Origin of the sequence: Burkholderia sp. Ac-20392 (assembly GCF_017104585.1) — a bacterium.
Taxonomy (GTDB): domain Bacteria; phylum Pseudomonadota; class Gammaproteobacteria; order Burkholderiales; family Burkholderiaceae; genus Burkholderia; species Burkholderia lata.
In genome coordinates, this window is the sequence record NZ_JAAGPB010000064.1 from 1 (window position 1) to 11,954 (window position 11,954).

The following is an 11,954-nucleotide window of genomic DNA, read 5'->3' on the forward strand; positions in this document are numbered from 1 at the left end:
CACCCGACCGCCGCCGGACCGCCGGGCGCCGCTTCGCCGGCGCCCGTTTCCATTGGCCGCCGGCTATGTCAAAGTTCGTCACGTCCCGCCAAAACCGGTGGTTTCCGTGCCACAATCGCCGCAGACAGTCGCCGGGGCAGCCTGCCCGAATCGCACGCCGTGCCAGGCGTGCCCGACGACACGCCGGAAACCGGCTGCCGCCCTCGCGAACCAGGTCGCCCGATTCGCCCGCCGCGGCGCGCCGGCGCACATGCAACCATGACAATCCACGGCGCGCCGCTTCCAGGCCAGACGCTCGACGCGATGCCCGGACGCACGACGCCGCAGAGGAAACCAACCGGTGACGGACATCAATGAAGCCGCCTCGGGCGGCACCCGCAAGCAACGACCGGCGGTCGGCATCTCGCTGTTTGCGCGCGACGGCCAGGCGATCTGGGAAAACGGCATACACCAGAACATCGCGTTCCTCGCGATGATGCTCAAGCGCTCGGATCGCGTCGGCCCCGTCTACTTCCTGAACGGCGGCGACGCCAACGCCCTGCCGGCCGGCCTCGAACTCGACGGCCTCGACATCCCGCTCGTGAAACCCGCCGACGTCACGCACGAACTCGACGTCGTGATCGAAATGGGCGCGCAGCTCCCGGTGGAATGGCTCAGGCACATGAAGGCGCTCGGCAAGAAAATCGCCGCGTTCTTCTGCGGGCACGTATACGCCGGCCTGTGCGAAACCCCGATCTTCGGCAAACCGTCGGGGCACATCTTCAATGGCGCGCCGTTCGACGAAGTGTGGCTGCTGCCGCAATACGACAAGACGGCCGCGCCGATGCTGCAGACCATCCTGCGCGCGCCGGTCCACCTGATGCCGCACATCTGGTCGCCGTACTTCCTCGAGCGCCGCATCGCCGCGCTCGCCGCGGAAGGCGCGACGTTCGGCTACCGGCCGGGCCGCCGCCCGTGGCACCTGGCGATGCTCGAACCGAACATCTCGGTCGCCAAGTCCTGCCATTACCCGATGCTCGCGTGCGACGAGTTCTACCGCGCGCGCCCGGACGCGGTGCAGCACATGTTCGTCGTGAACGCGCTGCACATGAAGGAGCATCCGACCTTCGTGCACTTCGCGAACAGCCTCGATCTCGTGCGCCAGCACAAGGCCACCTTCGAGCCGCGCCTCGACCTGCCGGGTTTCATGGCGCGCCATGCGGACGCGGTCGTGTCGCACCACTGGGAAAACGGGCAGAACTACCTGTATTACGACGTGCTGTACGGCGGCTACCCGCTGATCCACAACTCGACGCTGATCGGCGACGCCGGTTACTACTACCCGGACTTCGATTCCGCCGCGGGCGGCCGGGCGCTGCTCGATGCGTGGCTCCATCACGACGAACGCCTCGACGACTACCGCGCGAAGGCCGACCGGCTGCTGCAATCGGTCTCGATCGACAACCCCGCGAACCTCGACGCGTTTGTCTCGCGTCTGGTCGCCTGAACCGGAGAATACGCATGTCGGACTCCAATGCCCGTCAAGCGCCCGGCGAGGGCAAGCGTCTCGTCGTCGGCGTGTCGCTGTTCGTGCGCGGCGCCGGTCAGTCGCTGTGGGAAAACGGCATCTTCCAGAACTGCCTGCTGCTGATCCTGCTGCTGCGCCAGTCGCCGCTCGTCGCGGAAGCCGTGATGGTGAACGGCGGCGAACAGGTCGCCGATCCGCAGATGATGCTCGGCGAATGGGACGTGCCGCTGCTGTCGATGGACGAAGCGCTGCAGCGCTGCGACGTGCTGATCGAAATGAGCGCGCAGTTCGGTGCCGACTACCTGCGCACGTTCCGCGAGCGCGGTGGCAAGGTCGTCACGATGCGCGTTGGCAACGATTACGTGATCGACATCGAACGCGCGATGTTCAACAAGCCGTCGGGTTTCCTGTTCTCGGGCGCGCCGTACGACGCCGTGTGGACGATTCCCGAATTCGAGCGCTCGTGCCTGCACTATTACCAGACGGGCCTGCGCGCGCCCGTCACGATCGTCCCGCACATCTGGCACCCGATGCTGTTCGACAAGGCGCGCGCGACGCTCGGCGCCGGGCTGTCGTTCGGCTATGAGCCCGGCAAGCCGCGCTGGCGCGTGACGATGTTCGAGCCGAACATCTGCATGGTGAAGACGAGCGTCATCCCGATGCTGGTGGCCGAGGAAGCGTATCGCGCGAAACCGGAGTTCCTCGAGTTCGTGCGCGTGTGCAACACGCTGCACCTGAAGGAACATGCGACGTTCGTCCATTTCGCGAAGAGTCTCGACATCGTGAACCACGGGATCACGACGTTCGAAAGCCGCTACGCGGTGTACGAGTTCATGGCCGCATACGGCGATGCAGTGGTGTCGCACACGTGGGAAAACGCTCAGAACTACCTGTACTACGAGCTGCTGTACGGCGACTACCCGCTGATCCACAACTCGCCGTTCCTCGGCAAGGCCGGGTATTTCTATCCGGACTTCGACTGCCAGGCCGGCGGCCGCGCGCTGCTGAAGGCGTTCGCCGAGCATGACGCGAACTTGGAGGCGTACCGCGAGCAGTCGAAGCACGTGCTCAGCTCCGTCAGCATCTACAACCCCGAGAACGTCGCCGCCTATACGGACGCGATCGCCACCCTCTATCGCGACGCGTAACGCGCCGCCCTTTCCGGACTCCGACATGAACGCACGCCCGACCCTCACCCGCGCAAAATGGCTGATCGGCTGCGCCGTCGCTTCGATCGCAATCGGCGCGCACGCGCAATCGTCCGGCGAATCGGCCGACGCGCTGCTCCGCGACTCGGATGCGGTGTTCAAGCAGCTCGATGCCGGCCAGTACGGCGCGGTATGGACCGACGCGGCCCCGTTCGTGAAGGCGCGCATCAAGCAGGACCAGTTCGCGGCCGACATGCAGCATGCACGCCAGTCGGTCGGCACGGTCAGCCGTCGCGGCTGGGCGCAGATCACGCGGATCCGCTACACGAACGCGGCGACGACGCCCGACGGGCTCTACGCGAACGTCGACTACACCACGACGCTGACGAGCGGCGCGACGGTCTACGAGAAGCTGAGCTTCCGCCTCGAAGACGACGGCCGCTGGCACCTGACGGGCTACGTGCCGCGCCAGTCGCAGAATTTCGCGCAATAAACCGCGCGCCGCCCGCCCCCACGGAGCCGATCCGATGAAACTCAATGTCGCGATAACGATGAACGTGCAGCGCGACGCGACGCAGTCGATCTGGTACAACGGCGCGAACCAGCACTGCGTGTACCTGTATATGCTGCTGAAACAGTCGCCGTTGATCGGCGAGGTCTGGCTCGCGCACGACGACGGCATCACCGACTATCCGCAAGCGCTGATGATGGACGCGTTCGGCGACGCGCTGCGGCCGCTGTCCGCCGTCGTCCACCAGACCGACCTGCTGATCGAGATGAACGCGTTCATCGATTCGACCCACACGGAGGCCGTGCGCCGGCGCGGCGGCAAATGCGTGTCGTACCGCTTCGGCAACGACTACGTGATCGCCGTCGAGACGATCAACTTCGAGAAGAACCCGTGGCGGCCGAACCCGAACCGCGTGCAGTTCGACGAGATCTGGACCAACCCGCAGCACATGCATACGTGCGCGGCCTATTTCCAGGCCGTCTATCGCGCGCCGGTGATCGAGCTGCCGCACATCTGGTCGCCGTATTTCATCGAGCGCAGCCTCGACGCCGATCCTGAACTGAAGGCGCGCTTCGGCTATCGCAACCACGGCGTCGCGAAGCGCATCGCGTTCTTCGAGCCGAACCTGAACGTCGTAAAGAGTTCGATCGTGCCGATGCTCGCCGCCAACGCGTGCTACGTCGAGCATCCGGAGCTCGTCGAGCACGTGTTCATGACCAACACGTTCGACAAGAAGGAGAACGTCGCCTTCAAGCATCTCGCGCTCGGGCTCGAGATGGTGCGCGACGGCAAGGCCACCGCCGACGTGCGCGCGCCGTTCGTCGCATGGGCCGCGCATCACACCGACATCGTCGTGTCCCATCACTGGGAAAACGGCCTCAACTACCTGCTGTACGACGCGCTGTACGGCAACTACCCGCTCGTGCACAACTCGCCGTTCCTGCGCGACGTCGGCTACTACTACCCGGACTTCGAGATCTTCGATGCGGCGCGTGCGATCGCGACCGCCGCGCAGACGCACGACGGGCGGCTCGACGACTATGCGGCCGCGGCCCGCCGCTGCCTGCACCAGGTCGACACGCTCGCCGAGCACAACGTCCACGCGTATTCCGCGCAGATCCGGCAGCTGTTCGCCGGCCGCGCGCTCGGCTGACCCCATTCGTCCACGCTACCGCCCATGAATCAGATCGTCCGCAATTTCGTCGTGATCGATTCGATTCACGGTCCGTTCGTCATCAACCGGCACTGCGCGTTTCAGGCCGAGGCGCTGATCAAGACCGGGCGGCCGCATATCCAGGGCGAGCTCGACACGATCCTGCACGTGATCGACCAGTTGCCGGACGATGCGATCGCGGTGGACGGCGGTGCGAATGCGGGGCTCGTGTGCGTGCCGATCGCCCACCGGCTGCGCGCGCGCGGCGGGTGCGTGTACGCGTTCGAGCCGCAGCGTACGCTGTTCCATGCGCTCGGCGGCACCGTCGCGCTCAACCAGCTCGACAACCTCCATCTGCTGAACATGGGGCTCGCCAGCGCCAACGGCACGATGAAGGTACCCGACGTCGATTACGGGCAGGACGCCGACTTCGGTCAGGTCTCGCTCGTCGACGCGCAAGCAGAAGGCGGCACGCCGACACCGGTCGTCAGGCTCGACTCGCTCGGCCTGCCAAGGCTGGATTTCCTGAAGCTCGACATCGAAGGGATGGAGATCGACGCGCTGCGCGGCGCGCGCCGGCTGATCGAGACGCATCTGCCGTGGTGCTGGGTCGAATACTGGAAAGTCGGCGAGGCACCGATCATCGCCACCTTTGCCGGCCTCGACTATACGTTCTACCGGATCGATGGCCTGAACATGTTGTGTGTGCCGAACCCGCGCTGGGACCGGCGGAAGCTGTTCATTTCGGGCGATCCGCTCGCCGTCGATGCGGCAGCGGAACACGATACGGCGCACTCGGCAACGACAACCGCAGCCGACACCGACGCGCCCGAAACGCACTGGAACCGCGCGCTCGACCATGAGTCGCGCTGCGAGTGGGGGCATGCGATCGACCGCTGGCACCGCGCGCGCGACCGCGGGCTCGACGACGATGCGATCGCGCTGCAACTCGCGTCGTGCTACGGCTTCGCCGGTGCGCCCGACGCCGGGCTCGCGGCGCTCGAACGTTTCGGCGATCCGGACGTGCTCCCTGACACGACGCGCGGACGCATCGAACTCGCGCGTTCGGCGCTGCTGTTGCGCGCCGGCCGGCGCGACGAGGCCGCCCACGCGACCATCGCCAGCGAAAACGTCCTGACGGCCGCGCAGTTCGGGCTGCCGACGGAGCGGCTCTACCAGGGCCAGCCGCTGCAGGGCAAGCGGCTGCTGGTGCTCAGCTACGGCGGCATCGGCGACCCGCTCCAGTACGCGCGCTACCTGCATGCGCTCGATACGCTCGGCTGCACGAGCGTGACCGTCGTCGTTCCCGACGCGCTGACGGGCCTGCTGCGTCACACGTTCCCGCACATCGAATTCATCGGTGCGCACGGCGCGTGGGTCGACACATCGCAGATCGCGCACGACTACTGGTGTTCGTTCCTGGTGCTCGCCGCACGGTTCGGCTATGCACCGGCGCCCAAGGGATCGGCCGCCGCGTACCTGTCGTGCCCGCCCGAGCACGCGGCCGCGTGGCGCGAGCGCGTGCGGCACGACGGCCATCCCGCCGGCACGCGCCGCATCGGGCTCAACTGGCGCGGTCGCGACGAAAGCGACGCACGCTTTCATCGCGCGGCCAGCCTGCGCGACTTCGCGCCGCTGACGCGGATGCACGGCCACGCCGCGTACTGCATCAACCGCGACCTGTCCGCACAGTCCGAGCAATCGGACCTGCCGGTGACGTTCCCGCATCAAGCGCTCGGCGATTTCAGCGACCTGGCGGCGCTGATGCTCTCGCTGGATGCCGTGGTGACCACCTGCACCGCGCACATCCACCTCGCCGGCGCACTCGGCGTGCCGGCCGTCCTGCTGCTCAGCCCGAAGGCCGACGCGCGCTGGGAAACCGGCTCGCGCACCGCGCTCTATCCGGGCATCCGGATCGTGCGCGCCGCGCACGTCGGGCAATGGGACGACGCGGTCGACCGCGCGATGGCGCTCGTGCTCGGCGGATTCGGGAAGGATTGATCGACTGGATGCGGATCGGGGCCGCTACGTGCGGATGATGTCGATGCGGGCCGCGCGTCTCGCGCTGTGCCAGGGCCCGTGACCGGCGTGAACAGCCGCTAGACCAGCACCCGATCGCCGCTCTGTGCGGCGAACGTACGGCCATGCCGCCGCCCCATCCGCGCGAGCACCGCGAAGCAATGTGCTACCAGCCGGCCGGCGCCGCCGGATTGCTTGACGAGGCTGTCGGATACGCCCCGCGCGATGGCCGAATCGTCGCCGCACGCACCCGCGATGACGCCCGCGTAATAGTGCCGCGCCGCCAGCTCGCGGCCGCCCGCGTCAAGCGGCTTCATGCGCTGAATGCGACGCGCAATGGCTTTCAGGCCGTCGAGATACGGCGCGACGTCGATCGGCACATCGGTCGATTCGGCGCCCAGTTGCCACAGCATGTCGGCCAGCTCGGCGATCGCGACGAGGTCGCGCGCACCGGCCGCCTGCGTGCCCGTTCCGCCTCCGGCCTTCGTCCCTGCCATGCTCACGCCCCTTTGCGATTCGTCCCGGCCACGCGCCGATCACGCCCGACATCGGCGTGCATCATGCACGCCACCTCGCCTGTTCCCGCGCCGTCACGCGGCGGCCGGCGACCGCCATGAAAAACGGATGCCCTGCGCCCAGGCGACGCCGGCATCCACGATGATCTGACGGTCGACCTCGCTCTCCACGCCTTCGACGACGACGTGTCGCGCACCTTCATGCGCGAACGCGATCAGCCGGCGGAACTGGTAGCGCCCGATCGCGTTGCGCTTGATCAACGACAGGATCGACCGGTCGAGCTTCACGATGTCGGGATTGCCGACCACCAGGTTGTTCAACGCGCTAAATCCGACCCCGAAATCGTCGATCGCGATGCGGCACCCGGCTTGCCGGAAGCGGTTCACGAACGATCGCCCCGCGACGGGATTCAGCGGCCCCGTCTCCGTGATCTCGACCACCAGCCGCGCCGCGACCGACGGCTCGCGCTCGAGCCGCCTGAAGATGGCCAGCCACGCGTCGTCGACCACCGCGCTTGCCGCCGCCACATTGCAACCGAAGACGGCAGCCGGATCGGCGCGCAGCGCGTCGATCGTCCGGCCGACCACGAGCCGGTCGAACCACCGCATCAACCCGAGCGCCTCGAGGCGCGGCAGGAACGCGATCGGCGGCAGCGCATCGCGCTCGCCCCACCGCAATCGCGCCAGGCATTCCTGGTACAGCACACCGCCCGACAGGTCGGCCCGGCACACGGGCTCTTGCGCGAACCCGAGCCGGCTTTCCACGAAACTGCGTACCGACGCGAGGTCGGGATGATCGTCGGGGGCGCCGAACACGAGATCGATTTCGTCTCGATTCGCTTCCCGATTCGCCTCCAGGCGAGCTTCGACCGCATTCATCCGGCGCTCCGGCAAATGGCGAGCCGCCGATCGCGGCTCGACCTGAAGAAACATGCGGAGCACGCCGACCATGACGCGCTCCGCCGCCTACCCGGCCCATCCTGTTATGTCGATCTTTTCCGGGAGCGTACTTTTCGCTTCGGCGCGCCGTCAAATTCGATATTTTTCAACGATATTCAGTTACTGGAAATACACCATGTACGCGCGATGCCGACTGTGCGACAGGTCACACTAACGCAAATTACGGAACCCCGATCCGGATGCCGTTTATTATTCTCGTCTAAACAACCTTGCCCGACTCAATTCTCCCGCAATTTACGGGACCCGAAAATCAGGAAATTCTCGATTAATCAGATAAATACCGGCCCGTGAAGCACTGCCTGCGCTCGCTGCCAGGCCCGCCACGGAGGCCGGTCGCCCGGTTTGCTCTGCGCCGAAAATCGGCTGCCGCACGTCATTCGATCATCGCAGCATTCAATATTATCGTTTCAAACGAATTATTAAATATCCAAACTGGAATCAAACCACCTCGAATCGGTAATATCAAGTTAATTCATATGAAGATTATCGATTGAAACATGTTTAACAATCTTCAAGACTTGTTAACCTTTAAAATGATTTCCGACGGACTTCCCTCGGAGCCGTCAAATTCGTGCCTTCAAAAAACCGTCGAACCGATCGGGTTCGGCGGTTTCTTTTTTAACGGCATTATTTCGTCAGACATTAGGGCGGGACAATCCCGATGGCGGGATTCGGCGCAACGGTATGCGCCGCGCGAAAAATCGGACCTTATGCGGCCGATGCACCGACCAGGTTCGCGAGCAGCGCGTCGTATTCGGCGACGAGCGCCGGATTCGCCGACGTATAGCGGCCGAGGATCTCGCGCTGGCGCCGCGTGTACGCTTCCCAGTCGTCATCGTGCGTATGCAGCGCGCGCAGCAGCGCATCGGCGCCCTGCTGCACGTCGTTGTCCGGATAGTAGTAGCCGAGATCGGGCGCGAGGCTCGCATTGTGCACGAGCGGATAGCCCTGCCAGCACACGTCGAAATAGAAATAGTTGAGCGGGTTCGACCATTGGTGCGACACGACGATATCGGTCAGGTCGGCCAGGAACAGCGGCGTATCGAAGCGTCCGACGAAACTCGCCTTGCCCGCGCGCACGATGTCGAGGTAGTTCATCAGCATCACGAACTCGGGGCTGTCGTGCGCGAGACGATCGGCATTCGTCACGTGCGCGAAGCAGATCGCGTCGGGATCGCGGCGATACGCTTCGTCGATGATCAGCATCGGATACACGCAGAACTTCACGACGTTGTGATTCGGCTCCATCACGGTCAGCCGCTTGTCGGGCTCGCTGCGCGGCCGGTATTCGCCATTCCCGGGCAGCGACGCCGCGCGCGCGCTCAGGAACATCGGGTCCCACACGAACGGCACGACGCGCCCCGGGCAGCGGCGCAGCGACTGCAGGAACGGCAGCGACGACGGCGCGATCTGCGGAATCGCCCACACCTCGTCGTAGCCGCGGTTGATGAACAGCGAATCCCACATCCGGCGGCCGAACAGCATCGATTCCATCGCGTTGATGTACTCGACGCCGCAGCAGTAGCTGACGAGCTTCGCGCCGCGCGACTTCAGGTACGCCGTCTGCTCGCCGTCGATCTGCCCGCCGAGCTCGATCACCACGTCGAGCGAATCCTTCATGTCGGCGAACGGGCGCGTGTCGTACACGTTGCGATCCCACGGCAGCGCGTCGGTAAGCGGCACATCGGTGGTATTGACCAGCGTCACGCGGTAGCCGTGCGGCGACGCCATCAGCAGCTTCGCGAGAAACAGCGCGTTCTGCTTGATGCCGTTGATCCACAGGCTTTCGTCGGGGGCACGCAGTCCGATCGTGATACCGATGCGCAGGCCGTTCAGGACAGGGGACGTCATCGTCGGCGGGATGGAAGGTTGGATGGGGATGGAATGGACGCAGTGTAGCGCGCGAAGCGCCGCCTGCGTCAAGCAGCGCTCGCCGGCGGCAACCCGGCATTCTAGCGGAGCGCCCGCCGCATACTGTCAGGGATGGTCAGCGCGCGGGCCGGCCGCGCAAATCGGCCAGATCGCTGTGCGATACTCGTGCCACCCTACGCCAGTGGGCCGGGTTGTTCGGGCATTAGAACGGGCGGCAGACGGGCTTGCCGCGCCACGATCAAAAGAAGGGCTGACGAAATGGAACACAATGCCGCGCAAGTCTTCCAGAAGATCCACGACGAAAAAGGCTGGCACTCGCAGGAAAGCGTGTCCGGGTGGGGTTCGGAGCTGAAAAACACCGCGCAGATCATTCGCGAGCTGCCCGGGCTGCTGGGTCGCTTCGGGGTGCGCTCCATGCTCGACGCGCCGTGCGGCGATTTCAACTGGATGCGCCATGTCGACCTCGACGGCATCGACTACATCGGCGCGGATATCGTGCAGACCCTCGTGACGGCCAACCAGGCGACGTGGACGACGCCGAGCCGTCGTTTCGTGCATCTCGACCTGCTCCGGGATCCGCTGCCGGACGCCGACCTGATCCTGTGCCGCGACTGCCTGTTTCATTTTTCCCATGCGGATGTGTTCCGCGCCTTCGAGCGGTTCTCCGCGACGAAAGCGCGCTACCTGCTGACCACGACCTTCATCTACCGCAGCTATCCGCGCAACGCGAACATCGCGACCGGCCAGTGGACGCCGATCAACCTCGAGATGGCGCCGTTCGATCTCGATCCGCCGCTGACGCTGCTGGTCGAAGGCAGCAACGAATCCATCATCTACGGGCCCGATATCGGCACGGTGCCGATGTCCGACCGCTGTCTCGGACTCTGGAGCATGGACAGCGTTCGCGAGCGACTGCGGCGCCCGCTGCCGGACCTTCAGGGCGCGCAATGATCGTCATCAGCCACTTCGGCCAGGTCGCGCCCGCCAGCCTCGAGAATCACCGGCGGTACGCGCAGGCGCACGGATATCGCCACGAAATCGTCGATGCGTCCGCGATGCCGCAGGCGCTGCCGTTGCGGCCGCTGTATCGCTACGAATCCCTGCTCCATGTGCTGCGCGGCGCGCAACCCGACGAGCTCGTGCTGCTGCTCAGCGAAGACGCGGCGATCATCGAGCCCGTCGCGCTCGACCGCCTGATGAGCGGCCGCGACATGCTGTTCGTCGACGCGTTCGCGCCTCCGCTGCCGCAGGTCGACGTGCAGATCTGGCGCAACACGGCGGAGGTGCGCGCGATCGTGATGCAGCTCGTGCAGCGCTGCAAGCTCGGCAGCGAGCCGAAGCTGACCTCGGAAGCCGCGCTGTTCGCCGGACTCGACACGCGTCGCTACGTGGCACCGATCGACGGGTTGTATGCCGTCATGCCGTGCGGCCCCCACCTCGATCCGATGTGGAGCCGCGAACCGACGTTCGCGATCAGCATCGACGACACGCCGCACGAACCCGAACGGAAAGGCGCGACGCCGCGTTTTCGCGACACGCTCGTGGCGTACATCAACCGCTGCCGCGCCGCCGGCCGGCCGATGTTCTCGTTCGATCACGACACCGCCGCACCGGACGAGGCCGCCGAGCGCAGCACGTTCAACCCCGGTCGCCCGATCGCGCTGATGATGCTGTACACGCCGAACATCGGCAGCTACGCACGCGTGGCCGAACGGAATTTCCGGCGCTACTGCGACGCACACGGCTACACGCTCTACGTGCATCGCGACATTCCCGCCGAGATCGAGCTGAACGCGACGGGTAACTGGTTCAAGCCGTGGCTGCTGCATGCGTACCTGCAGCATCATGAATGGGTCGTGTGGCTCGATGCCGACGTGCTGATCGCCGACCAGCAGAAAGCACTGGAGCCGCTGCTCGAAGGCCGCGACTGGCTGCTCGCGCAGGATATCGGCCAGTGGGCTTTCAACTCCGGCGTGATGGCGTTCCGGCGCACCGAACGCAACGACGCGATGCTGCGCGACCTGATGACGACGATCTCCGCGCTGCACGACCGGTCGAGCGTCTATGCGAGCGACGGCGACCAGCTGCATTTCATTCGCGCGATGGAGCGCGACGGACAATTGCAAGGCGAAGGCGTGGCCGATCTCGTCAGCTTCAACACGCCCTGGCTGTTTCGCCGCGCGGACAGCCATATCGTGCACTACTACGGGATGTGGTCCGCGATGCGGGCGCTGATGATGGCGCACGACGACGGGGTGCTGCGCTGACG

Annotated in this window: 10 protein-coding genes; 7 read left to right on the top strand and 3 right to left on the bottom strand. The window is 65.6% G+C overall.

Annotated features, from left to right (window positions below; genetic code table 11):
* Nucleotides 1–340 precede the first annotated feature (340 nt).
* From G3N99_RS11220 to G3N99_RS11240, 5 genes are read left to right on the top strand one after another with little or no spacing between them, the layout of a single operon-like run.
* Nucleotides 341–1,486, top strand: a complete 1,146-nt coding sequence (locus tag G3N99_RS11220) for a DUF2827 domain-containing protein (protein ID WP_174944000.1) — start codon at nucleotides 341–343, stop codon at nucleotides 1,484–1,486.
* A gap of 14 nt (nucleotides 1,487–1,500) precedes the next feature.
* Entirely contained in the window at nucleotides 1,501–2,655 is a 1,155-nt protein-coding gene (locus G3N99_RS11225; protein WP_174944003.1) for a DUF2827 domain-containing protein, read from the top strand.
* Between the two features lie 25 nt (nucleotides 2,656–2,680).
* Nucleotides 2,681–3,148, top strand: a complete 468-nt coding sequence (locus G3N99_RS11230; protein ID WP_174942189.1) for a DUF4019 domain-containing protein — start codon at nucleotides 2,681–2,683, stop codon at nucleotides 3,146–3,148.
* Nucleotides 3,149–3,182: 34 nt separating this feature from the next.
* Nucleotides 3,183–4,319, top strand: a complete 1,137-nt coding sequence (locus tag G3N99_RS11235) for a DUF2827 family protein (protein WP_174942190.1) — start codon at nucleotides 3,183–3,185, stop codon at nucleotides 4,317–4,319.
* Nucleotides 4,320–4,343: 24 nt separating this feature from the next.
* Nucleotides 4,344–6,320: an FkbM family methyltransferase gene (locus G3N99_RS11240; protein WP_206122432.1), complete on the top strand. Its 1,977-nt coding sequence runs from the start codon at nucleotides 4,344–4,346 to the stop codon at nucleotides 6,318–6,320.
* Nucleotides 6,321–6,418: 98 nt separating this feature from the next.
* Here G3N99_RS11240 and G3N99_RS11245 read toward each other — a convergent pair whose 3' ends face one another.
* The 3 genes from G3N99_RS11245 to G3N99_RS11255 all read right to left on the bottom strand — a co-directional run bounded on the left by G3N99_RS11245 (nucleotide 6,419) and on the right by G3N99_RS11255 (nucleotide 9,664).
* Nucleotides 6,419–6,835, bottom strand: a complete 417-nt coding sequence (locus G3N99_RS11245; RefSeq protein WP_174942194.1) for a hypothetical protein — start codon at nucleotides 6,833–6,835, stop codon at nucleotides 6,419–6,421.
* A gap of 93 nt (nucleotides 6,836–6,928) precedes the next feature.
* Entirely contained in the window at nucleotides 6,929–7,732 is an 804-nt protein-coding gene (locus G3N99_RS11250) for an EAL domain-containing protein (protein WP_174942196.1), read from the bottom strand.
* Between the two features lie 789 nt (nucleotides 7,733–8,521).
* A complete protein-coding gene (locus G3N99_RS11255) occupies nucleotides 8,522–9,664 on the bottom strand; it encodes a DUF2827 domain-containing protein (protein WP_174942198.1) in 1,143 nt (380 codons plus the stop codon).
* Nucleotides 9,665–9,850: 186 nt separating this feature from the next.
* On the opposite strand from G3N99_RS11255, the gene G3N99_RS11260 reads away from it, so the two are divergent.
* Nucleotides 9,851–10,636 (top strand): class I SAM-dependent methyltransferase, encoded by a 786-nt coding sequence (locus G3N99_RS11260; RefSeq protein ID WP_206122433.1) that lies wholly within the window; start codon nucleotides 9,851–9,853, stop codon nucleotides 10,634–10,636.
* On the top strand, nucleotides 10,633–11,952 hold the full coding sequence (locus tag G3N99_RS11265; RefSeq protein WP_206122434.1) for a galactosyl transferase GMA12/MNN10 domain protein: 1,320 nt from the start codon (nucleotides 10,633–10,635) through the stop codon (nucleotides 11,950–11,952). Before G3N99_RS11260 ends, G3N99_RS11265 begins: the two co-directional genes overlap by 4 nt.
* Nucleotides 11,953–11,954: the final 2 nt, after the last annotated feature.

Bases quoted from the DNA above. Each gene is read 5' to 3' on its own strand.
- G3N99_RS11225 (WP_174944003.1), top strand. From the start codon at position 1,501: ATGTCGGACTCCAATGCCCGTCAAGCGCCCGGCGAGGGCAAGCGTCTC.
- G3N99_RS11235 (WP_174942190.1), top strand. From the start codon at position 3,183: ATGAAACTCAATGTCGCGATAACGATGAACGTGCAGCGCGACGCGACG.
- G3N99_RS11240 (WP_206122432.1), top strand. From the start codon at position 4,344: ATGAATCAGATCGTCCGCAATTTCGTCGTGATCGATTCGATTCACGGT.
- G3N99_RS11245 (WP_174942194.1), bottom strand. From the start codon at position 6,835: ATGGCAGGGACGAAGGCCGGAGGCGGAACGGGCACGCAGGCGGCCGGT.
- G3N99_RS11265 (WP_206122434.1), top strand. From the start codon at position 10,633: ATGATCGTCATCAGCCACTTCGGCCAGGTCGCGCCCGCCAGCCTCGAG.
- G3N99_RS11250 (WP_174942196.1), bottom strand. From the start codon at position 7,732: ATGAATGCGGTCGAAGCTCGCCTGGAGGCGAATCGGGAAGCGAATCGA.
- G3N99_RS11255 (WP_174942198.1), bottom strand. From the start codon at position 9,664: ATGACGTCCCCTGTCCTGAACGGCCTGCGCATCGGTATCACGATCGGA.
- G3N99_RS11230 (WP_174942189.1), top strand. From the start codon at position 2,681: ATGAACGCACGCCCGACCCTCACCCGCGCAAAATGGCTGATCGGCTGC.